The sequence below is a fragment of the Vibrio sp. S9_S30 genome (genome assembly GCF_014694455.1).
In the GTDB taxonomy this organism is placed as follows: Bacteria; Pseudomonadota; Gammaproteobacteria; order Enterobacterales; family Vibrionaceae; genus Vibrio.
Window position 1 is genome coordinate 13,306 of the sequence record NZ_JAAUWT010000011.1, and the last position, 24,572, is coordinate 37,877.

Consider the following 24,572-nt stretch of genomic DNA (forward strand, 5'->3'; position numbering starts at 1 on the left):
ATCCTTGAAAGAGGTTGGGGCTTTTTTGCGTTTAGACGGTTGAACACAACGAACAAAAGAAACGTTGCGAGCAAAGGTAGCGCTCACTCCGCTATAAATAAGTACTCCGCGATGAGCAGGCACTCGCTATGGGTGGCACTACATTGCTATGGCAACGTCCGACGCATCGACGATTCGGTTTCTTCCTTGATCTTTGGCTTGATACAGCGCCTTATCGGCTTTGGAGTACATGGAATCGAAATCGAATTTGGAGGGCAAAACGGACTCGGTCAGGTAACCGATGGATACGGTGAGTACCGATGAGCTGCCGCTTTTTGCATGCGGAATGCCATCGGTCTCAATGCATTGTCGAATTTTTTCGGCTGTTTTTCGTGTTCTGCTTTCGGTCGTGTCAGAGAGCAATAAAGCGAATTCTTCCCCCCCAATACGACAAAACATTTCGTCACTGCTGCTGCAAAAGGTGCTCAGAATGTTTCCTAGTCGAATCAGCGCAATGTCCCCTTCCATATGCCCATATTCCTGGTTAAACAACCCAAAATGGTCAATGTCGAGCAATATTAAACCGATACTTTGTGGCCGGTTGGATTGTCGACGGCCAATATCATCCATGTGTTTACTTAGCTGCCTTCGGTTCCCAAGGCGAGTGAGCGGGTCAATACTGGATAACGCTTCAAGCTGCTGGTTTGCAAGCTCCAACTCTAAGGTTCGATTTCGCACTTCCTGTTCTAAGTTTTCATTCAATGTTCGAATGGCTTCCTGTGCACGTGTACGCTGCAAGACTTCCGCAAGGTTAGAAGCAAACAACAACATCATTTCTTGAAGCTGGCTTGTCATGGGCTTGCGAGTTAACAAGTTATCGGCAGCAAGAAATGCAATGGGGCCTTCTGAACTGCTTTTTAGCATGATCATGGCTGTCCAACCAAAACCGACAATTCGCCTGTCGTGGTAAATGGGGACAGACTCTTCCAGCGAAAGTGTATTAGGGCTACTGATTGCCATCGAGACAAGGGGTCTGTCGCGCTGTATTTTGGTTTCGTAGTAGCTTTCATCCACTACGTTTCCTTGAATGTCGGTTCCCCATGTACCTCGAAGGTAAGTGAGTTCTGGATCGGTCAAAAAAACCGCCATCCGGTCAATGCCAAGGTTATTGATGGCAAAGTTCACTGCGGATTTGCACACCTCATTGACGGTAGTGCATCGAGATAACGCCACCATGCTGGCGTGCAGCAATCGAATGTTTTGTTCTTGTTTCTTTCGAATGTAGATCTGTGAAAGGAGAGAGCCAAACGATTTCAGCATCTCTTTTTGATAGGCGGTAATGGGTTCACGATGAATATAGTTATCAATTGCTAACCAACCAATCGGCTCATTTTCGTCTCTTAAAATGAGCATGCCATTCCACCCCTGCCCAACGACACTCCCCGTCGTATAGAGCGGTGCGTTTTCCATGATCACCAACGATTCTTCATGGTTATGCAGAGCCTCAATATAGTCTTCTTCAAGCTGATGGAGATCGTAAACGGATTGGTGTTCTTCTTTCGTTTCACCTTGCTCGTCGGTGCCATAAGTGCTGGTAAAACAGCGCTTTTTCATATCCAACAGCATAAATACACTGCGATCAAACCCCAAACGGTCACGAACCGCTTCCACTGCTCCTTTGTACAAGTCGTCCAGAGAAGCGGGGTTGGAGAGCTCTAACGCCACTTGCTGCACCAATTTCATCTTTTGGATGAAGGTTTCACGTTGACGAATCTCATCCAGATATTTTGCTTCACGCATATCGCGGTTCTTAAATTCTAACGATGCGTTTCGCTCTGCTCTCAAACACTGCCAGCGGGCAGCGGTGATGTTCAGAATATCAAGAAACTCTTTGGTGGTGTTCGTCTGGTATTTTTCTGGATCCACCGCTTCGACAAAAAGATAGGTTCGCCACTCTGGGTGGTTATCAAACATCATGAGAAAACACTCCCCATGAAGTGATTCTTTGTAATCCCATGAGCACGTGTTGATTTCTAAAGGAATGAGACCATCGGATGTATCAAATTGGGCGGCCCATGCCCAAAACGAAGGCGGAAAACTTGAAGGGGCAACAAAGTTGCCTTTTGAAAAGCCAGGTTTTGGGGGGGGATCGGTAGAAGGCGCCTGAACAAAATACATGGCATGAGGGGAAAACTGTTCGGATAGGAAACGGAATAGTTCCTCTGCGATCACTTTATGATCACGAGCTGAAGAGACAACTCTAAGGAATGCTTGTTTATCCAAAATTTCACCCAACCAGCCATATTTTTATGTTTACCATAGACCTAAGTGACCTCAGGATACTGGATTAAGCACCTTGGGATCACTTAGGTCTATGACGTTAGCGAGAGGGTAGATCGTATGCAACAGCATGAACAGTCGCTTGTTACAAAATCCACATTTTTCGGCACATGAAATCAGTAATTCGCGATTCAAAGCAAGTTTTTCGCACAACATCTCAATTGGCGTTACATCATGGAATTAAAATACTCTCATCGTAGAAAAATCAATGTTATCCATTCAATAATATGGGTATCGCTTATCGAAAAACTGAGCTAGCCAGATAATACTTTGCTTGTCGGCAATTCGAAATCTAAGTGCTTCTTTCGCCATTGCAGTAAAAAGAGCGCAATTAAGCTCAGCGTCCCCACCAATAAAAATGCACCAAGTAATGTTTTAGAGGTAATCATCGATGCGACGACGCCACCACACAGCCCGGTTATCAACATTTGAAGCGCCCCTGACAACGCCGTGACGGTGCCGGCTTTCTCTTTATAGGGTTCTAATAGCATTCGACTGATCACGGGGAACATCAAACCTTGAGCAATCGCCAACCCTGTAAGCGCACCAATCAAATGGAAGACACTCACGGGCGCGAAGTACATCCATAAAGCCGCTACTAATGCCATGACTAAACCGGTCCCTAGTATGGATTTAGGTACCAATCGACGGTTAAGGATGTTTTGCAAAACACTCCCAATCATCAAGCCGAAGGAGGGCACAATCATAACGACACCGTAGTGTGCTGCACTGATTGTTAACTGTTCTTGTACTAAGTAGGGCATAACCGACAACGACATCATAATCATTAAAAAGTTAACCCATCCGTAAGTCGTGGTTGCAATGACTTGCGGGGTTCTAATGAGTTCCGCATACGACTGAAAGGCGGTATACAGCTGGGGTACTTGGGGAGGGTAAGGCAACGTTTCAGGCAATATAAGCAGCCCCGTAATGTAAATTAATGCAACGTAAACAAAAACAAACATAAAGACCGAATCCCAACCAAACTGCCACGTTAGCCAGCCTCCTAAAACGGGGGACACCATTGGCATGACGGACGCCATGATCGAGACATAAGAAAGCGCTTTAGCTAGCGTATTGCCGCTGTAGCAGTCTCTGAGAATACTGTTTGCAATCACGGCAGTACTGCCAGCTCCAAGACCTTGCAATAAACGACCAAATACAATCCAACTCAAATCGTGTTGTAACAACACACAGATCACCGTGCCAATAAGGTACACACCCTGACCAAATATAAATATAGGTCGTCTTCCTAATGAATCGGCGACAGGGCCATACACCAATTGCGCCGCCCCTAACCCGACCATGTAGATCGTCACTAACCATTGAATATCAAGGGGGGAGTCGGCAAATTGTTGCCTCATTTCAGGCAATGCGGGTAAGTAAATGCTGACACCAACCTGACCCGTCGCGATCACTAGCATCGCGAGCATAAGCGGAAGTTTACTGAACGGCTCTTTTCTCATTCTCGTTTGGGGACTCACATTGGTTTTAGCTTTGGGCCTTGGTTTTGGCGATGAGCACTCATTTGGGCTTTAGGCATTCATATTGGCTACGGACATTGGGTGCGGCATAAACGTACCTAGGCACAGGGCTCTAGGGATTGGCTCACTCAAATGCGCATGGAACTCACCAAAAATACGCACAGAAGGTGACTTGGGTATAATCAGTTTACTTTGTTATCAATGAATGATAATCAGGTATCTAGGAAAGTGATTACGTCCCATTAGGAATGAATGTGAGCAAACTATGGACTGGATGCAATGCGTAAAAAGTTACATCAGAGTGGTCGAAGAAGGCAGTTTCAATGGGGCAGCTCGGCGGTTAAATACCACCAGCTCAGCCATAAGTAAGCGCGTACTATGGCTTGAAGACCGTGTTGGCGCACAATTGCTCAAGCGCACAACACGATCCATCAGTTTAACGGAAGCGGGGGCGCTGTTTTTTGAACGCTCGGCCTCTCAAATGGAACAATGGCAGTCCATTGTCGATGAAACCCGCTCTGTCACCCAAGCTCCCGTTGGTCGGTTAAAAATCGGGGCGACCGTCGCGGTGGGTTCGCGATTTATTGTTCGATATTTGGATGACTTTCTCACCAAATACCCAGACATCAAAGTTCAGCTCACCACCACCGTGCCCGGTCAGTTGCCTGAGTTGGATCTTGATGTATACATTAGCCGAAAGCTCGAACAAATGAACTCACTCAGCTTTATTGCCACCCCGCTGTTTGAGTACCCATTTGAGTTTTTTGCCTCTCCGCATTACTTGGCACAATTTGGTACACCAGAGGAGGTTGAGGATTTAAAAAACCACAATATGCTGATCTGGGGGGAGCAATTGGAGCGGGAGTTTTTCTTTGAAAATAAGAAAAAAGTCACCTTCAGAGGTAACTTCGCCACAACGAACCCAGAGGCGCTATACCACGCCGTCAAAGTCGGCATGGGTATTCTGATTTCAAGCAAAATGATGATTCGGGATATGCTGGATTCGGGCGAAGTGGTGCAAGTACTGCCTGGTTTAAAAACCGAAACCACCACCATCTACGCCTACTACCCAAAACTCGATTACGAACACACTCGAACCCAACTGTTTATCCAGCACCTAAAGCAAAGACTCGATCAAGAAAAAGGGCAATAGGATAGATTGATGAGCTACAACATAAATGCGCTTCGCTTTTTCTTAAGCCTCTCCCTTATCAATAGGGTCAGATATGACCCCCACTTCATACTATTCTCAATAAAGAGTCAGATCGGGATTTTTCTCTCTCTCCCTACTTTTTCCATCTTATACTTCTGTTCTATAAGAATTTTATATTCACATTTTATAAAATAACGTGCGGTTTGCATGTTCACGCAAGATGAATAAGTAGTCGCGTCAATGCTGGGTTTTAATAAATCATGGAAAGAAATAACTTCAATGATACAACCATCAGTATGAGTGACATCAATACCATACTCTTACTGGATGGAAATGAGCTTTTGGAGAAAACATGCATGTTACTCCATGAAAAGCTGCATTCGTTTTGTACCTGTATTGTTGAGTTGAACGAGCTCAATCGCGTTGCTGCAACGTTGGTCTATGTTCAAGAAGGCAATCTCGTGGGCGATTTGGAATACGACATTAAAAATACGCCCTGTGAACAAGCCGCTGAAGCTGACACAGAGTTTTGTTTCTATCCTGAACGAGCGTACAGGCACTACCCTAACGATCCTTTTTTGGTCGATTTCAAACTCGAATCTTATTTGGGTTACCCTTTAAAAAATCAAGAAGGGAAAACACTGGGCATTCTCATATCCACGTTTAAACTCCCAATCGGCGACTCGCAACCCATCATTCATTACCATAAATTGTTCTCTAAAATAATTATTCACCAATTGCGTGCCAAATGGCTGGTCGAAAAAGCAGATACATTACTGAATCAGCTAAGCGAGCAAACCAAACGAGACAACCTCACTAAGCTCTACAATCGTTTTTCTTTGTCGCATCATTTGGAACATTTGATGATAAGTGAAGGCAACACAGCTAGCCTTGCTTTGATTGATATTGATGGATTTAAAGAAATCAACGACCTATACGGTACTCACGTCGCTGATCGCGTTTTGTTGCATACAACCCAATCTATTCAACGCTGCTTTAACCCAGTCGATACCCTTTATCGTATCGATGGGGATGAATTCGCCGCGATATGCAGCAGTGAACAGGTGGAAATATTTACCAAAGCACTGATCGATTTGCTCAATATTGGATTCACTTACGAAGCGTTTGCACTTAACTTCTCGATTAGCATTGGCATCGTTAGCTTTGAAGATGCTGAAAATGGTGACGACTTGCTGCTTAAAGCCAATCTCGCCTTAAAACTGTGTAAACAAGACCCACTGTGCAATCTTCAATTTTACGATAGCCGCCTAAGTGCCATGCACCTTCGACGCTCCCAAGTGGTCGAAGCATTGAAACACGATCTCACTTCAACGGTTGGAAATAGTGCATTAAGCGTGGCCTTACAACCTATCGTATTGTTAAACGGAGAACCGTGGCGTAAGTTTGAAGTGCTGGCTCGCTGGAACGATCCTAAGCTAGGCGTCATTGCCCCCGATGAGTTTATCGAAGCCGCAGAGCACACAGGCATGATCAGTAAATTGGGTGAAAGAGTCTTCGAGCTCGCTTGTGAAGCAAAAGTCTTTCTGGAAAATGCGTTGGGGTATTCCATTGAACTTAGCGTTAACTGTTCTGCCAAAGAACTCGCTCAACCCAAGCAATATCTCTCTCAGCTCTCTAGAAGCTTACAACGCTATCAATTCAGTGCCCATGAGTTCACCATTGAGCTAACAGAAACGGTACTCATGACTCAATCTGGTGATATTCGGCTGGCAATGAGAGGGTTACACGAGCAAGGCTTTAAAATTGCTTTGGATGATTTTGGTACGGGCTACTCTAGCTTGAACTACATTCATCGATACGACATTGACTGCATCAAGATAGACAAAACATTTGTACAAAATATGCTCACCAACTTGAAATCTGAGCGCATCGTCAAGTTGATTATTGAGCTAGCAAAACAATTACAAGTCAATATCATTGCTGAGGGTGTGGAAACCGAATCAGAATTGAATAAATTGGTAGAAATGGGATGTTCATCGATTCAAGGGTATCTTTTTTCCTGCCCGCTCTCTCCGCCGCAGTTGATACAGAAGATTAAATACTTAAGACCCCGAAGGTGAACCCATTCGGGGCGTTAATCAACGTATTAAAAGAGAATCACTCCACGGCTCGTTCTCTTGTGGACACCAAGCAATTATCCTGACCAAATGCGTTAGGGACATATTGGTCTGCATTCGCATCGTTAACCCAGTTAGATTCATTCACGAGATACCGAAACTCAAATTCTTGGTCTTTTGGTAAACGCGTTTTGAATTTAAAAATTTTATCTTTTTTATTGCGCGTCATCGGTGCCGCTTTCCAGTCAAGAAAATCCGCGACTATCGCCACGGAACTGGCTTCTTTCTCGTCCAGCTCAAAGGTGACTTCCACCTCATTCTTCGTCTTAAAAAATTTTTTGTTAATCACTACCCACTCCCTACTATTTCGTGTTTTCTCATTTTAATAACTCAACCAGTTTCATAACGCAAGGTAACATGCCTTTTTTGTCGATGTGATGGCATTCTGTGGAATGGCGTCATTCGAATAAGAACTCGCTCAATAAGCCATCAAATTTGAGCGTAAATGCCGAGGCGAAAAACGGAAACAGAGGAACGACATTTCAAACACATTTCATCAATGACATTGCATTGATAGCCTGTCACTTGAAGTGGGACCAATTTGAAATTGGGTACAACATTCGCCTCTCAATTCGCTGCAGATCTTACGTAAAACCAATGCCGTTAGAAAAACGTTTTTATCTCAAATCATTTTCATGTCATTGACTGACATGAATATATTCAATCAATTACATTAAATTGATCCTAATTGTTTTGAAATCTGATGGAATTTTTCTAAAACCAAACGTTTTTCGATCGCAAAAAAATAGTTTACTGAGTAAATACCTTTTACTTCGAACCTTGATATGCTTAAGATGTCGCGATAAATCTTATAAATAAGTCGAGGGCCGACAAAGTGGCAGACAATAGAAACCCTAAACCTTACGAAACGACTGCTGGAATGAGTTGGATTGCAACGCGACAAATGCAAAACCGAATTCAACTGGAAATTCAAAAACTCTACAAAGAAATCAATGTTGAGCAACTCCTTGTATTAATGGAGTTGGATCATGAAGATGGTCTTCGACCAAGCGTGTTAGCCGAAAGACTGCAGCGGAGTAAAGGCACAATGACCAGCTTAATCCGCCACGCAGAAAAAAATGAATACATTGCCTCAACCCCAGATCCAACGCATAAAAATGCCAAGAAGATCTTTCTGACGCTTAAGGGAAAAAAGGTTCACGACGAACTTTCAAAAATCATCAATCATGAACTGCAAGAAGCGGTGGCGCATGTGAGTGAAGAGCATCAGCAAATCATTCACGACGCAATGAAAGGCATGATCACACGCTACAACCCGAGTATGATTGACTAGTAAGATCCTATGATCGATACCCACCAAATAACGTGGAAAAGCGCGCATCAAAACATGTCAAATGCCAGTAATGTACTGGCATTTCTTATTTCTCGCTTCAGAGTTCAAGATCGAACGAATAAAGCACGTGGCAAGGGTGTGTTATTTATTAACGAGCTCAACCGCTTCACGAGTTAGCTTCGCTAGCTCTTCCCATTTACCTGCTTCAATCAATTTTTTGTCTACCATCCAAGTGCCACCACACGCAATAACACGAGGGATCGCCAGATAGTCGTTTACGTTCTTCGTATTGATCCCACCTGTTGGCATCAATTCAATGTCGGTATAGGGCGCAAGAAGGGATTTCACCATATCAATACCCCCTGATGCTTCTGCTGGGAAAAATTTCAGCGTTTTCAAGCCCAATTCCAATGCCGCTTCAATCGCACTTGGATTGTTGACACCAGGTACGATTTCAATGCCTTCTTCTTGGCACGCTTTTACTGTATTTGGGTTAAAACCCGGCGAAACAATAAAAGAGGCACCAGCGGCTTTTGCGGCTTTGACCTGCTCTGCATTCAACACCGTTCCCGCTCCAATCAGCATGTCTGGTTGCGTTTCTTTCAACAAACGAATTGCTTCTACAGCGGCGTCTGAACGAAATGTGATTTCAGCCACAGGTAAGCCATTTTCTACCAACACTTTACCGAGTTCGATAATGTCTTCAGCCTTATCAATCGCAATGACAGGTACCACTTTTAACGCTTTTAACTGTTCACTAATGGTGCTCACGGTGTCTCCTTAATTCTTCTTGGGGTTATCTTCCCTAATGGCAATATTGCCGTTCATTGGGTTTAAAAATTTGGGTATAGTCTTTCTCTCTAGATAGCCTTTCTCTCTAGATAGTCTTTCTCTCTAGATAGCCTTTCGTTCTAGATACTCGCTATTGTGTCGCACTCTTGGGCACTATTGCCCCTTTGTGCTGAATCACTTTGCCTGCAAGAGCGTTACCTTGCTTACAGCATTCGGCTAAACTCTCACCATTTAAGTACGCAGCAAAGAAGGCACCATTAAATGAATCCCCTGCGGATGTGGTATCGACCACCTTCTCAACGGGGCATGTCGGAACTTCTACAGCGGGCTGCATGGTAGAAAAATTCTGTGCTACGCAGCCTTTCTCGCCTAATCGCACCACGGCAATACGAACACCTAGCGCTTTCAACCGCTGGAACGTCTCCTCAGGGGTAGTGTCTCCCCAAAGCAATTGCTCGTCATCGAAAGTTACCAATGCAATATCCGTGGCTTCATATACGCTAAGGTAAGCTTGCTTTACGCTTTCTGTATCTTTCCAAAGTGCTGGGCGATAGTTACTGTCAAACGCCACTTCTGTCCCCGATTGACGAAGTTCTTGTAACCATTGATACAAGGTGGGTTTATCCTCATCCGGCAAAATGGCGAGGCTGATCCCACTTAAAAACGTGACATCTGTCCCCATAGATGCGGCTTTCAAACCCGAAAAATCGGGGTGCTGAAGGAGATACCTTGCTGCAGACTCATTACGCCAATACAGGAAAGTTCGCTCACCTTCACTGTCCAGCTGAATAAGATAAGCGCCAGGGACTCGGTTCGAATCTTCTAACACCCAATCGGTGTTAATCCCTTCTTCTTGCCAGCGCTTCTTTAGCCCATCACTTAACGCATCGGAACCTAACGCAGTAAGGTAGGTGACATCAACGGTATTTGGGTACTTTTCTCGATGACGACACAAATAAACCGCGGCATTAAGCGTATCGCCCCCATAGGTTTGCCACATTGCACCAAATGGTTCGCCATTCAGCTCAATCATGCATTCACCTATGATTGAAATTCGTTTTACTTCCATTCCAGAACAGTCTATGTATTATTTTTAAACCATCATTTCATTTTACAGATAAATAAAATCCAAAAGAATACGCAATCGCTATTTCAAAGATCTGTGTTTCGTTTTTGGTACCGAAAATGTCTTAAAATTTGATCCCAAGCACCATTCACTATTCTTGCCATAAACCAGAGTGGCTATGGGGATATTCAATTTACTTCTCATTAGATTTTACGATCTTGTCAGAGAAACAAACGACTTCAATGTATAACGTACTAAAATTGATGATTACCTTACTGACAGTACTGAAGCGTTCCCACTCATGATCTGAAAGAAACGGGATTAACACGTTTTAGCACAAGATAATCTCAGTAAACGCGCAGAAAAAAGCCAGCATAATGCTGGCTCTTAATGTTCGTCGGATGTTTAATCACGCTTTTACGCTCGCACTAGACCTTACGACGTGCTTCTACTGCATCAGAAAGTTGGCGAAGCACTTTTTCTGTGTCGTCCCAACCAATACATGCATCCGTAATGGATTGCCCGTATGTTGTGGCTTTACCATCAACCAAATCTTGACGACCTTCAACCAAATGCGACTCAATCATCACACCAAATACGGCATTTTCACCGCCTGCAACCTGTGCACAAACATCATCCGCCACATTCATTTGGCGTTGATATTGTTTTGAACTGTTAGCATGGCTGAAGTCAATCATCACTTTTTGTGGTAAACCTGACGCGGCTAACTCCTCTTTTATTTTCGCAACGTGCTCAGCACTGTAATTTGGCTCTTTACCACCTCGTAGGATGATATGACAATCTGGGTTACCTGCGGTTTCGACAATCGCAGAATGACCGTATTTTGTTACTGACAAGAAGTGGTGCGATGCACTTGCACTGCGGATAGCATCTGTAGCAATTTTAATATTGCCGTCCGTGCCATTTTTAAACCCAACAGGGCAAGAAAGACCAGAAGAGAGCTCGCGGTGAACCTGAGATTCCGTTGTACGAGCACCGATCGCCCCCCAACTGATTAAATCCGCCACGTATTGAGGAGTGATCATATCAAGGAACTCACTCGCAGTAGGCATCCCCATGTCCGTAAGGTCTAACAAAAGCTTACGTCCAATACGCAATCCATCATTCAATTTGAATGTGTCGTTAAGGTATGGGTCATTAATTAAACCTTTCCACCCAACCGTAGTACGTGGTTTTTCGAAATACACTCGCATGACAATTTCGAGGTTGCCTTTGAGTTCATCACGCAATGTTTTTAGCCGTTTTCCGTATTCCAATGCCGCTTCGGTATCGTGGATCGAGCAGGGTCCGATGATGACTAAAAGTCGGTCGTCTTTATCTTCTAAAATGTTGTGAATCGCCGCACGCGCTTCAAAAGTGGTTGAAGATGCAACTTCTGTGGTCGGATACTTCTCTAATACTGCTACAGGAGGCAACAGCTCTTTGACTTTATTAATTCGAACATCGTCGGTTTGGTACATACTACATCTTCCTGTCTTTGTCTTATTGATACTGTAGAACGGCACAGTACACTTTGTTACAAAATCCTTAGTAATGTTAACTTATCTGCTAAAAATACGAACTTCAACGATTAATTTCTCTCAAGCTGGATTTTTTATCACTTTTCCTTTTCGCTCTACGACATAATATGAATTGTGGTGATGTCATCGCAGGCTGTGATGACTTAACCATAAAAAAACACTCGCACGTAGGCGAGTGTTTTGAAGAAGCCATCTTTCTTTACCATGCATTGCGATAAAAATGAGAAAGGTATTCTGTTATCCGAGGCGAAGGTTATTTAGGGATAGGCATGACTCGGTTTCGCCCAAGTCGCTTCGCTTCGTACAGCAGAGTATCCGCACGTTCTATCAAACCATCTGGCGATTCACCTTCTTGGAATTCAGCCACACCAAATGAAGACGTAATACTGTCGACCTGCTGACCGCTGCGCTTGTCTTTCACGCTGATTTTCTCAAAGCTCGACCGTACCGATTCGGCAAAGCGTATTGCCAGCCTCAGATTCTTATCTGGGACGATCAAGGCAAACTCTTCACCGCCATAACGGTATGCTGTAATGCCATCTCGGCACACCCCTGTTAATCGCTTGGCAATAGAGCGAATCACTGCGTCGCCAAAAATATGACCATACTGATCATTAAAAGATTTGAAATGATCGATGTCGAGAATGATCAAGCTGAACACACTGTTGCTTCGACAAAAGGTAGAAAGATCTTTATCAAATGCTCTACGATTCAATAAATTGGTCAAACCATCATAAAGCGCATCTCTTTGGAATTCGGCAAGCTGAGACTTTAGCTCACCAATCTCTTTACTGGCGATGTTAAGCTGACTATTCAAAAACTGCGTGGTAGAGCGAATATCTTTTGATTCCGTGATCAAATTTCGCACCAGCCCCATGACCTCTTCGAACGACAAACCTTCATCTTCCACTCTTGAAAGGTTGTCAAAACTTCTGTCTATTTGCTTTTGGAAGGTACTGGTGTTTGCCAACGTGTCATTCATGGAATGAGACACTTCTGTGATCAACTTTTCTAGGCTAGTACGCAACTGCTGCACGTCGGTTTCTTGCTTGCTAGCGACATAGTTTCTGTACAGAGCTTCGCTTGCTGCTGGCGGGCAAAGCCCACAATCAGACACCACTTTATCCAGCTCTTTGTTGAGCTCCGGCAAGGAATTATCAACATACGTATACCACAAGGCATAGTTAGTCGGTGTAGTCGGAACCTGGTTTTTGATCATCAGAGGAACGGCTTTTTTTAAGTTTTCCGATGCTTTTTGGATGTCTTCTTTACTCATGCGTTATCACTGCTGTAGAGCACCTTCATTGGCGGAACACGTATAGATCATTCTAGGCGCAATTCATTGATCGTCCAATAGCTAACATCAAACCATTTTGACAATAAACTCAAGAAAAAAAAGTCAAAAACGTGTCTCCAAGCAGCGCAAAATGCGCGATAAGGAAAGAAGACAAGGGTAATAAATAACAATAGCAGAATGTATGAATGATGGATTCAATTGAACTTTAAAGTAAATTGATACAAGGCTTTGCCAGACTTTTCTGCATGAAAATGCCCGTTGCCTTCTACCCCTTTTAGTTCGCCCGTACCAGAGTCACGCACGACCACCATTTGGCTACTGGCGACACCTTTTTCAAACTTCCCATTGTGCTGGACCACAATACAACCGGCTTTACCATCAATGGTTCCGGTTATAATTTCGTAACCAACAAACACAGCATGATCAGCGGTTTGATGGCACATGAGATACTGAATTTCGCCAGCACCTTCAATGCCGCCCCGATAGTTTTGGGTGACCGTGGCAAGTGACTGCTTGAATCCGCCTTCACGTTGTACGTAGGTGCTTTCATCCCATGCCGTAATATGGAATTCACCCGAAAAAGATTTCATATGACACTCCTTGTCATTGGGGTATTTTTTTAAGTCCAATTTATCCTTGCCTCTTTTCACTGGCGAGTGCATCTATAAGAAATAGTTAAAAAAAGAATCCAATTCTTACAAATAGGACAACTCACCGTTTTTCTATCTGGCTCCATTAAAGTTTTGACCACGCTTGATAAAGACCAATGGCGTGCGTGATGCCAACCACAGTACAAATAAGCGAACTCACCCACATAAAGGTTTGCTGCCCTCGTAGCTCAATAAAATACGGGTGATTAACCATATTGACGGCAACAATGCCAAAGATACCTCGGGCTAAATAGATGCTTGAAATGCCGACCAAGATCCATTTGGTAAAGGGCAAAGGGATAATAAGCCCCGCAGCCGACAGCGCATACATTCCCCAAACCGATAACACGGCTGCGATGCCGGCCGTTATAAGATGAGGATACCAGCGCCCTTGTTCGGCCATTTGCGCCATGCCTTCTCCCGCACCAAAAAATCGATACCATTCAGGCCCACCGAGCACGATGCAACCGTGAATAAAGGCCGCACAGAAGCTCATACAAGCTGCCGTAATGAAAAGAGGATTCATGGGGCAGTCAGGCTCCTAACAAAGGTTGGTTTTTGAGTTTATGGTAATTCAGTGCAAGGTAGAGGCAATGCTTCAGTTCGCTTTCTGCGAGTGGTTTATCTATGTGAAATGCGATGGCGCGATTGCCCTGAAAAGCCAAGTCATCGCCATAAAGCGCTCTAAAGGTTTCCACTAATCGGGTTTGGCAATGAAAGTAAACGCAGTAAAGATCTGGGGCGCTTTGTTTCCAGCCCAGCCTCACTGTACTGCCATTTCGTGATAGATAACTGGGTTCTCCCCACTTAAGCGTTTCTTCTACCTCTCCCAATGTTTGCTCTTTTGCTACGTCATACAACAACGCTCTTACCTGCATTAGGCGTTGCCGAATGGTTTCAGGGTATTGTTGAAAAACGTCACTCACATCGTTATTCATGACTTTCTCCTGCTCAGCCTTTCTTCGCTTCTTCTTCGTGCGACCCTGTAAACAGAGTCAATCACCAAACACAACCTAATTGATCCTGACAAACATGACCTTAATCCAACCTAAAGCAGAACTTATCTGATGCTCTTACACACGCTCAAATTAATGATGCAATCAACGTAGCAAACTGCATCATAAAAACTCTACAAACAACTCCTCTTTTTCATTTCTCTCATCGCCACTCTTTGTCGCGAGCACAAATCCGTTAAGCGTGCGGTCAATTGACCGATCCTACAGATGGTTCATAGGCCCTTTTGTCTTTCTTGGCTGAGGGTATTGCCATGAAGGCTCACAGGTGAATCGATGTTGATGATTTCACTGCTCCTGATTCACTTACGCTATTTCACGCTTAAATGGACAGAAAAAGCGCTGAATGACGCCAAACCAACCAGTATAAGGAAGCATTAGTACGGTGTTCAAATATTGGGTTATCAAACTACTCACTCGAAGCCGTGAATTCAGATCCTCATTAACCGCGCTCATGACTTTCTGGGTTGATGAAGAAATAATCAGAGAGTGGTCGAAAAACAACCATAAGGTGAGTGAAAAACAAACAAAACAAGCGTGATAGAGCCCGTCAATTCAACGAGTTAGAGAATACTACCGCGCGGAGGGTGAAATGGTTTTTCTCAACACCATGCTCAAAGCATTAAATCAGTTTACAGAGCTTGGCATGCCTGAAATTCGTCATGTTGCGTGAACATTTTTATTGTGGCACTCATCTTTCTTTTTTTTAAATTAGGCAACAACGTCCAATAAAAAGAGGGAAACCGTGAGTGAAATATTTGAACTTATCTTTGTGTTACTATATAACATAACAATAGCGTTTTCGCTGTTTACAAGAAAGCAAACGTTTAACAATGAAACATGTATTTTCATTCTCATTAGTGGCATGACATAAATTTGACATTGAGAATAATATTTACTGAATTAATATCACATTATGTAAGTGAAATTGATGAAATTAAAACTTTACAAATCAGCTCAAACAATTAATTCACTAAAAAAATAAAGTGTAATGTTTTCAACTTCTTATGCTATTTATAGGCACAACCATACGGTAACTGAATTAATTCGCAGAGAAAATTAATTCAACTATAAACCCTTATAAATCAAAAGTTAAAAATTATACGTCCGTCCAAAGCAACATTGATCTCATTTCTTCTCAGATTTTTTTCCCATATTCATCCTCTGTTCACCTCATTTCTGACCGAAATGGTTGGATCGAACGTGGTCAATTTCTTTTACGCTTTTTACCGTATCCCCCATGCATAAAGCACTTTCACTTGCACCCATACTGTAAAAGAAAATCAATGCACATATTAAGTAACATGTGTCAACACAATAATGTTTTCTGATTTTTTCTGGCATTTGTTTTTTCTTTCACCTTTGATGACAATCTCGATGCCCAGTCACTAATACGACTGTGTATTTGATTAATTCAAACCTTCCAAAGTGAAATAGAGTTTGGCTCTATTTCTGTTTTCTTTGATGCTTGAGGAAAAATCATATTTCAGCAGAAACTAAATAAGCTAAATAGTAGCTATAAACACATCAACCATAAATATAATATCTCGTTATATGAGGAATGAATTTTTTGTGGGTATAGGCTTTTTTATTTGCTTTAACTTTAATAATTTCAGGAATAAGAAATGAAAGTTAAGTATCTTTTACTCGTCACAGCAATTAGCGCAACTGATTCAATCGCTAGCCAAAATAATATTAATCCAAATGAAGAAAAAAAAGCTTGGATAACGATTGGTAGCGATGCAATTCAGCACTTTACAACCACGCAAGAACACAAAGGGTTGGCTTTATCACCTCAAATTGTTCAAGGAACCGATGGCATTACTGTATCGGAGATTAATGCCGATGATATAAATAACTTGAGTAAGTTAATGCACCATGAATTCAAACGCTGTGGTGGATTCTTTTATCATGATTCATTTGAAGAAGCTCAGGCATACGCTAAACAGGCAGCAAGTGCCAATCAGAGCTTTGCCAATTTTGCGGCCGTTAACTACACCATCGATAACGAATCCGTTACCAATGCGATGATGTCAGAAACCTCACAACAGAACCTAACCAATACGGTCAATACGCTATCCAATTATTATGATCGCTATTACACCTCCCAATCTGGATACAATGCGGCAAATTGGATAAGGAATCACTGGGCTCAACTGGCGCAATCGCGCAGTGACATCAATGTTGAATTCTTTAATCACAGCTGGAAACAGCCTTCCGTTATTGCAACGATCAACGGCACGACTCTAGCAGATGAAATCGTCGTTATTGGTGGGCACTTGGACTCCATTAACTCTAGCAACCCGGGCAACGAATCGGCTCCAGGCGCTGACGATAATGCGTCTGGCATTTCTGTTCTTACTGAAACACTTAATGCGATTGTGAAAAGCGGGTTTAAACCAAAGCGCACCGTAAAAATCATTGGTTATGCGGCAGAAGAAGTCGGGCTGCGCGGCTCAAAAGCGATAGCACAATCTTACAAAAACTCCGGCAAGAACGTGGTGGGTGTCGCCCAGTTTGATATGACAGGCAATAAAGGCACATTTAATCGCGACATCGTACTTATCACAGACTTCACCAATTCAGCGCAAAACCAGTTTATTCGAGATTTGATCGCTAAATACCTACCGAATATGACACACGGCGATTCTCAATGTGGCTACGCGTGTTCCGATCACGCGTCTTGGTACAATGAAGGCTTCCCCGCTTCTATGCCAGCCGAAGCGAGTTTCCATGATTTGAACCCGCTTATCCATACGGCTAATGACACCCAATTCGATTCTAGCCATGCCATCAAGTTTGCCAAGCTCTCAGTCGCGTTCATTTCTGAGCTTGCCAAAGGTACGATTGGAGGCACACCGCCACCGCCGCCTACTGATGACAATGAACTGCAAAATGGCGTGCCAAAAACCAACATATCTGGGGGAGCGAAAGCACAACAATTCTACACATTTAATGTTCCAGCCGGCGCAACCAACCTGAAATTCACCACTTCAGGGGGAACTGGCGACGCCGATCTGTACGTAAAATTTGGCTCTAAGCCTTCACTTTACAGTTATGACTGCAAAAGCACCAACAGCTCGAATATCGAACAATGTCAGATCTCAAGTGCACAAACTGGGACTTACCACGTGATGGTCGAAGCATGGTCAGCCATATCTGGTGTCACGCTCACAGCAAGCTATACCGGTGGTGGCAACCCACCCCCGCCCCCAACGGGTACGGAACCGATTAATGAAACCATCTCTAACATCTCTGTGTCACGTGGACAATGGCAACGCTACACCCAAACACTTGATGAAGGGTATTCAAACCTAACCGTGACAATTTCAGGCGGATTTGGTGATGCAGACTTGTATGTTCGCCGAGGTGCACAATCTACATTTGATCAGCACGACTGCCGACCTTACCTGAATGGGAACAATGAGACCTGCCCATTCACGTCACCTCAATCTGGCGTTTGGTATATCGACTTATACGGATATTCAACAACATCAGGGCTCACGCTCAATATAAAAGCTACACCATAAAATAGTGGTTCTTTACTGCCCTTTTCTAAAAAGAGAAGGGCAAATTAAACACAACCAAACTTAATAAGCTTGTCGTTGCATAAACTATTTTCTTTGCTGTTTCAGTTAATGAAACGGCATGAATAAACACATCCATTTAATACCGAAATAGATATTAAGACCGTTGGTTTTAATTAAATAACGTCTCTTAAAAATGAAAAGAGCACGTAAAAAACAAGCCATGAATATTCATGGTGGATGGAGTGATGGACAAATCCATCGATCCTTTTAAATACAGGAAAATAATCATGAAGTATAAAATTGGAATTATCCCCTTATTGGTTGGTATGGCATTACCAACCTCTACTGTCGCACAGACAGAAATAAAAACAGAGACACAGACAGGTCGACCTTCATTTGTGACAGGGAACTTAGGTAATGCAAAGGTTGGCGCGGAAATTCAAGCGCTAAAGAAAATCTTAGTCAATAATCCATCTTATAAATCGACGGGGAATGAAGAATTTGAAGTCGCACGCCAATGGGTCGATGAACTAGGAAGAAAACACACATTTTTTGATCAAAAAATAAATGGAATCAAAGTCTATGGCAACAGTATTGCTTTACACACAGAAGTAAGCGACAGCACCGACAACTTGCCGAATAATTCGTCAGTTTATGCGATAACAGGAGCACTGGCTGTATCATCGACGCCCGCTTCATCGGTACTTGCAACAATACAAAGTCATGATAACGGTAAACAAGCGCGCTCTGTTGGAGAAAGCATTGGCTCAGTTCAAACAAAGCCTGAGCTGGCCTACATCTACTTGCCTGATCAAGATGAAACGAAACTTTCTTGGCGAATGGAAGTGGTGTACTTTGCGGGAGCTGGACCGTTTGGACGCGACATTGTTTATGTTGATGCGTCAACCAATGAAATCCTCGCTCGCCACGCACAGGTGCACTCAGCAAAGAGCTGGAAGACGCACACCCTAAACGGCGGCTCTCAAAACTCGGCACCTGGGCAACTGCTGTGTACGAACAACCAAACGTGTGGCGGTAACGCTGCGGCACAACGTGCTCATGATGGTGCATCAACAGTATACGACTATTACCAACAACGACATGGTCGTGACAGCCTTAATAATAGCGGAATGACATTGGTATCCAGTGTCGATCTTGGTGAGCAAAACGCGTACTGGACGGGTACGCAAATGCTTTATGGTCAAGCAGGTGGTGGGGTCGACTACGATTTCACATCCGATTTCGACATCATTGGCCACGAATTTACGCACGGTGTGACCAATTTCTCCGCACGTCTTGTCTATCAAAATGCATCTGGTGCCTTGAATGAAGCGTGGTCAGATATTCTTGGACTATCGGCTGAAGCATTCAAAAATGGCACAACAACGTCCAGTTGGTTGCTCGGTGATGGATTGTACAACCAACAGGGTAAAGCTTTCCGTTACATGAATAACCCGACGAAAGATAACTACTCTAAAGACTGGTACCCAGAACGTATACCATTCTCCAGCAACCCGAGCAGAGACAATGACTATGGCGGTGTGCATGGCAACTCCGGTATTGCAAACTTAGCGTACGTATTGCTTGTCGACGGCGGCACACACCCTCGTGGCAAATCCAATGCACAAGTGCCAAGCATTGGCATGCTAAAAGCAGAGAAAATCTTCTACCGTGCATTGGTCACCTACATGAACCAAAACACCAACTTCTCAGGCGCTAGAACGGCAACGGCTCAGGCTGCACAAGACCTGTATGGTGCTACAGAGAAAAACGCCGTAGAAACGGCTTGGTGTGCCGTTGGTGTGGGCAGTTGTCCAACAACAACCCCGACACCACCACCACCCACTGGTGGCAACGAACTGCAAAATGGCGTACCCGTTACTGGTATTTCAGGCGCAGCGAAAGATCAAAAATTCTACACATTCCAAGTCCCTTCTGGTGCAACAAACTTGCGTTTCGTAACGACAGGCGGCTCTGGTGATGCGGATCTTTATGTGAAATTCGGTTCCAAACCGTCACTTAGCACTTACGACTGTAAGAGCACCACCAGCTCCAGTAATGAAACCTGTACGATCAGCAACATCCAAACGGGTACTTATCATGTCATGGTTGAGGCATGGAATCAGATCAGTGGAGTGAGCCTCACCGCGAGCTATGATGGCAGTGTAACCCCACCGCCACCGAGTGGCCCAACGCCTATCTATGACACGCTGAGCAACATCTCTGTAGGCAGTGGTCAATGGCAACGCTTTACTCAAGAGCTAGGTACAGGCTACTCAACCATGACGGTTACAACGTCTGGTGGGTACGGTGACGTCGATTTGTATATCAGAAAAGGTTCGCCTTCAACTCTCTACCAATACGACTGCCGCCCTTGGGAAGATGGCAATAATGAATCTTGTACGATCACTAACCCTGGATCAGGCACTTGGTACATTGATATCTACGGTTACTACAGCAGCTCTGGTGTCACGTTAACGCTCACCGCAGAGTAAGTTGATGTATCCACAATAATCCGAAAAAGAAATCATGAGGGGCTATAGAGCCCCTCTTTTTATGTTACGTTCCATTTCACTCTGCCCACACAATAAATCAAAAATACCTATCAATAATATAAATACAATCGAATTAACCTAACAAAAATATCTTGCTATTCTTAATCTATGCCTAAATAACCAAAGCAGCCTATCGGGTTATAAAAACGCAAAAGCGTGAACGTAACGATGCCCATTTTGCTTTGCTTCTGGGTTGCCCGTGTGAACGAGTGGATCCCCCCAACAATTGGAAGGAATAGAATATGAGTAAGAAGCTAACAACGGCAGCAGGTTGCCCTGTTGCACATAACCAGAATGTGATGACCGCGGGTCCGAGAGGGCCGCAACTGCTGCAAGATGTTTGGTTTTTGGAGAAACTGGCGCATTTTGACCGAGAAGTGATCCCTGAAAGGCGTATGCACGCCAAAGGATCCGGTGCTTATGGCACATTCACGGTAACTCATGACATTACTCAATACACCAGGGCAAAAATCTTTTCCGAAGTCGGAAAAAAGACCGACTTGTTTGCACGATTTACGACGGTTGCGGGTGAACGAGGTGCCGCGGATGCAGAGCGTGATATTCGCGGTTTCGCCCTCAAATTTTATACCGAAGAAGGCAACTGGGATTTGGTTGGCAACAACACCCCAGTGTTCTTTTTACGCGACCCTTTAAAGTTTCCCGATTTGAATCACGCTGTTAAACGCGATCCAAGAACCAATATGCGAAGTGCGGTAAATAATTGGGATTTTTGGACGTCTTTGCCCGAAGCGTTTCATCAGATCACTATTGTCATGAGCGACCGAGGCATCCCTGCCAGTTATCGTCACATGCATGGTTTTGGGAGTCATACCTTCAGTTTCATCAATGCGAACAGTGAGCGTTACTGGGTGAAATTCCATTTTAAAACACACCAAGGCATTAAAAATCTGACCGATGAAGAAGCCACCATTTTGTGTGGACAAGACAGAGAAAGCCACCACCGCGACCTTTATGACAATATCGAAAACGGCAACGCCCCCAAATGGACCATGTACGTTCAGATCATGCCGGAACTCGAAGCCGATGAAGTAAACTTCAACCCATTTGATCTGACTCGCGTGTGGTCTCAGAAAGATTACCCGTTGATCGAAGTCGGCGAGCTGGAACTCAACCGCAACCCCGAAAACTTCCACGCAGAAGTGGAACAATCGGCATTTAACCCAGCCTCTATTGTTCCGGGCATCGGTTTTTCCCCAGACAAAATGCTTCAGGGGCGTTTGTTCTCTTACGGTGACGCACAACGTTACCGCTTAGGGGTCAACCACCATCAAATTCCTGTGAATGCGCCAAGGTGCCCAGTACACAGCTACCATCGTGATGGCGCAATGCGAGTCGATGGCAACTACGGTTCAACCATTGGGTATCAACCCAATTCACAACAAGAGTGGGAAGAGCAACCCGATTATTCCGAGCCACCCTTGCGTATTTCTGGTCACGCGGATCATTACGACCACCGTGTTGACGAAGATTACTTCAGCCAAGCGGGCGATCTATTCCGCCTAATGGATGATCAGGAGCGCCAACGTCTGTTTGACAATACTGCTCGCTCCATCAAAGGCGTCCCCGAATTCATACAACAACGCCATATTGACCATGCGTATCAGGCAGACAAGGCGTACGGAGAAGGGTTAGAAAAAGCCATTAAAAAGGCAAACGAATCATAATGAAGTCGGAAATCAGAAAGGAGAAAACCATGAACGAACAAGATGTCATGGATCTATTTAACACCACGGATTTCTTTATTTTTTACTGAGCCGTATCGGTGAATAGCCATCCCAAATAAGCCACTAAAACGCAAACAGCCTGACCAAGTCAGGCTGTTTTTTTGATGATGGATAACGTGCAATTTCACTGAATTAAAACGTTACACCATTAACACTTCATACCATCAAAACTTCATACCAAATGTGGCACTCATCTGCGTAACATTAACACCGTTCATTTTACTTCTATCGGCACCGAAATCGACGTAAAAACCATAATTGGTCGAAAGTCTTATACCTGCGCCACCGAACGCAGCAGACTCGTTCACTTTTTGCCTCGTCGTCGTGCCTTCAATTCGATGGTTCGCATACCCCAATTCAATGTAAGGCTTGATAAAAGAACCATCGGAAAACACATAAGAATGGCCAAGCTCTCCCCCGATCTTTAACGTGTGCCCTTTCAGTTCGTCTCTTGAATTGCGTTCATAAGACCCTTTTAACGCTGCTACCCCATTAAAATTGTATGTGGTTTCCAATCTAAGCCCAGATCCCGCATCGCCTGAAATAGAGGAACCGCCAAGAGAGCCTGAATACTCAGTATCGGAATATCCCGCACCTAGGCTCCACCCTTCTAACCGATTAACACCTTGAGCACTCGCAAAACCAGACATCAAGCCCACGATCAACACCAAACCACAATACGATTTCTTCATAATTCCACTACCAATTTTTCTTTTAGAATACGGTTTATACTCGAGTAACCTTACTAAATTCCTAACCCTATCTCACAAGTTTTTATGTACAACTGATAATATTGTGACACACCTCTACCACTATAAATGCAAGCGATCATTGCAACCACATCGGGTTGATATAAGTTAAGTCCTTAAGGTTCAGTTAGTTACTTCACTCCACCGCCACCTAGACGCCAAGAAGGTCTTGGCAATCCTGATTCCCCTCTCCCATTTTATAGATTGGATTGGAACTAAAGGCAGAGCTCTTCCCAAAGGCTAATCTCAGGTCGCAACCTCTTTCGATAAACGATAAGTAACCTTTGATCCCGTTATTTTCTCAACAATGGGAAGTACTTACGTGGATGGTCTAACCTATAATTCAGGTGATTTTAATAAGGAGACATATTCATGCTGGATAATATTTCGTTAGAACAAATCTACGAAAAAGCGTTAGAACTTGTTCTGACATTCGGACCTAAGCTCATTCTGGCATTTTTGGTCTTGGTCATTGGTTGGTGGTTAATAGGCAAAGTGACCAAAGGCGTCGACGTTGCGTTAGAACGTGTTCGCCTAGAACAAGGGTTAAGAAGCTTCCTTTGCTCACTGGCATCGGTCATTCTAAAAATACTGCTGATCATCTCTGTCGCCTCGATGATAGGAGTCGAAACCACTTCCTTCATTGCGATGTTAGGTGCTGCTGGTCTCGCCGTAGGGATGGCACTGCAAGGAAGCCTGTCTAACTTTGCTGGCGGCGTTCTCATTCTGTTCTTTAAGCCATTCAAAATCGGCGATGTGATTGAAGCACAAGGTCATACGGGTAAAGTGGTTGATATCCAGATTTTTGTGACCGTATTGATCACTTACGATAATCAAAGAATCATTATTCCCAATGGCATGCTGTCTAACGGCACCGTTAAGAACCTGTTCTGTGAAGAAAATCGCCGCGTCGATATCGAATTTGGTATCAGCTATCGCGACGATGTACGTAAAGCACGCGAAGTGCTCATGAAGGTGTTAGCCGACTACGAACTCGTATTGAATGACCCCGAACCGCTTGTTCACGTTAGCCAACACGGTGACAGCCATGTCGGTATGTTAGTTTGGGCTTGGGTGAAATCGGACGACTACTGGCCGGTGTATTTCAGCCTGTATGAACGTGTGAAAATCGCCTTCGACGAACAAGGCATTACGATCCCGTTCCCTCAGCGCGATGTGCATATTCATCAATTCCCAGGCAAACAAGCCTCTTAATGATTAAGGTCTGTTGACTTAATCCCTAACC

General features: G+C 44.0%; 17 protein-coding genes and 1 pseudogene. 7 read left to right on the forward strand and 11 right to left on the reverse strand.

The window, feature by feature from the left end:
- Window positions 1-138: 138 nt before the first annotated feature.
- Together HC752_RS13990 and HC752_RS13995 are read right to left on the reverse strand one after the other, a co-directional pair.
- Entirely contained in the window at window positions 139-2,262 is a 2,124-nt protein-coding gene (locus HC752_RS13990) for a sensor domain-containing diguanylate cyclase (RefSeq protein ID WP_190335791.1), read from the reverse strand.
- A 311-nt stretch (window positions 2,263-2,573) separates the two neighbouring features.
- Window positions 2,574-3,818, reverse strand: a pseudogene (locus tag HC752_RS13995) (multidrug effflux MFS transporter); the annotation flags it as partial.
- 250 nt (window positions 3,819-4,068) lie between these two features.
- Between HC752_RS13995 and HC752_RS14000 the strand changes: the two are divergent.
- Both HC752_RS14000 and HC752_RS14005 read left to right on the forward strand, forming a co-directional pair.
- Window positions 4,069-4,956: a LysR family transcriptional regulator gene (locus HC752_RS14000; protein WP_190335793.1), complete on the forward strand. Its 888-nt coding sequence runs from the start codon at window positions 4,069-4,071 to the stop codon at window positions 4,954-4,956.
- 260 nt (window positions 4,957-5,216) lie between these two features.
- Window positions 5,217-7,037 carry a putative bifunctional diguanylate cyclase/phosphodiesterase gene (locus tag HC752_RS14005; RefSeq protein ID WP_190335794.1) on the forward strand — a complete coding sequence of 607 codons (1,821 nt, stop codon included), beginning with the start codon at window positions 5,217-5,219 and terminating at the stop codon, window positions 7,035-7,037.
- Window positions 7,038-7,074: 37 nt separating this feature from the next.
- Here the strand turns inward: HC752_RS14005 and HC752_RS14010 are convergent, their stop codons facing one another.
- Complete coding sequence (locus HC752_RS14010) at window positions 7,075-7,383, reverse strand: isoamylase early set domain-containing protein (RefSeq protein WP_190335795.1); 309 nt, start codon at window positions 7,381-7,383, stop codon at window positions 7,075-7,077.
- A gap of 546 nt (window positions 7,384-7,929) precedes the next feature.
- On the opposite strand from HC752_RS14010, the gene HC752_RS14015 reads away from it, so the two are divergent.
- Window positions 7,930-8,388: a MarR family winged helix-turn-helix transcriptional regulator gene (locus tag HC752_RS14015; RefSeq protein WP_342029480.1), complete on the forward strand. Its 459-nt coding sequence runs from the start codon at window positions 7,930-7,932 to the stop codon at window positions 8,386-8,388.
- Between the two features lie 141 nt (window positions 8,389-8,529).
- Here the strand turns inward: HC752_RS14015 and HC752_RS14020 are convergent, their stop codons facing one another.
- From HC752_RS14020 to HC752_RS14050, 7 genes are all read right to left on the reverse strand, one after another.
- Entirely contained in the window at window positions 8,530-9,159 is a 630-nt protein-coding gene (locus HC752_RS14020; protein ID WP_190335796.1) for a bifunctional 4-hydroxy-2-oxoglutarate aldolase/2-dehydro-3-deoxy-phosphogluconate aldolase, read from the reverse strand.
- A gap of 151 nt (window positions 9,160-9,310) precedes the next feature.
- Window positions 9,311-10,249 carry a sugar kinase gene (locus tag HC752_RS14025; RefSeq protein ID WP_190335797.1) on the reverse strand — a complete coding sequence of 313 codons (939 nt, stop codon included), beginning with the start codon at window positions 10,247-10,249 and terminating at the stop codon, window positions 9,311-9,313.
- Window positions 10,250-10,674: 425 nt separating this feature from the next.
- Window positions 10,675-11,727: a 3-deoxy-7-phosphoheptulonate synthase AroG gene (gene aroG / locus HC752_RS14030; protein WP_190335798.1), complete on the reverse strand. Its 1,053-nt coding sequence runs from the start codon at window positions 11,725-11,727 to the stop codon at window positions 10,675-10,677.
- 313 nt (window positions 11,728-12,040) lie between these two features.
- Complete coding sequence (locus HC752_RS14035) at window positions 12,041-13,063, reverse strand: GGDEF domain-containing protein (protein ID WP_190335799.1); 1,023 nt, start codon at window positions 13,061-13,063, stop codon at window positions 12,041-12,043.
- Window positions 13,064-13,278: 215 nt separating this feature from the next.
- Complete coding sequence (locus tag HC752_RS14040) at window positions 13,279-13,674, reverse strand: DUF3224 domain-containing protein (protein ID WP_190335800.1); 396 nt, start codon at window positions 13,672-13,674, stop codon at window positions 13,279-13,281.
- Window positions 13,675-13,819: 145 nt separating this feature from the next.
- Window positions 13,820-14,260: a hypothetical protein gene (locus tag HC752_RS14045; protein ID WP_190335801.1), complete on the reverse strand. Its 441-nt coding sequence runs from the start codon at window positions 14,258-14,260 to the stop codon at window positions 13,820-13,822.
- A gap of 7 nt (window positions 14,261-14,267) precedes the next feature.
- The gene (locus HC752_RS14050) at window positions 14,268-14,672 is read right to left on the reverse strand and encodes a DUF1801 domain-containing protein (protein ID WP_190335802.1); all 405 of its coding nucleotides are present in this window, start codon (window positions 14,670-14,672) and stop codon (window positions 14,268-14,270) included.
- Window positions 14,673-16,372: 1,700 nt separating this feature from the next.
- On the opposite strand from HC752_RS14050, the gene HC752_RS14055 reads away from it, so the two are divergent.
- The 3 genes from HC752_RS14055 to HC752_RS14065 all read left to right on the forward strand — a co-directional run bounded on the left by HC752_RS14055 (window position 16,373) and on the right by HC752_RS14065 (window position 22,517).
- Entirely contained in the window at window positions 16,373-18,277 is a 1,905-nt protein-coding gene (locus HC752_RS14055; protein WP_190335803.1) for a M20/M25/M40 family metallo-hydrolase, read from the forward strand.
- A 287-nt stretch (window positions 18,278-18,564) separates the two neighbouring features.
- A complete protein-coding gene (locus tag HC752_RS14060; protein WP_190335804.1) occupies window positions 18,565-20,772 on the forward strand; it encodes a M4 family metallopeptidase in 2,208 nt (735 codons plus the stop codon).
- Window positions 20,773-21,074: 302 nt separating this feature from the next.
- A complete protein-coding gene (locus HC752_RS14065) occupies window positions 21,075-22,517 on the forward strand; it encodes a catalase (RefSeq protein ID WP_190335805.1) in 1,443 nt (480 codons plus the stop codon).
- A gap of 224 nt (window positions 22,518-22,741) precedes the next feature.
- Here the strand turns inward: HC752_RS14065 and HC752_RS14070 are convergent, their stop codons facing one another.
- A complete protein-coding gene (locus HC752_RS14070) occupies window positions 22,742-23,269 on the reverse strand; it encodes an outer membrane beta-barrel protein (RefSeq protein WP_190335806.1) in 528 nt (175 codons plus the stop codon).
- Between the two features lie 429 nt (window positions 23,270-23,698).
- On the opposite strand from HC752_RS14070, the gene HC752_RS14075 reads away from it, so the two are divergent.
- On the forward strand, window positions 23,699-24,541 hold the full coding sequence (locus tag HC752_RS14075) for a mechanosensitive ion channel family protein (protein WP_190335807.1): 843 nt from the start codon (window positions 23,699-23,701) through the stop codon (window positions 24,539-24,541).
- Window positions 24,542-24,572 lie beyond the last annotated feature (31 nt).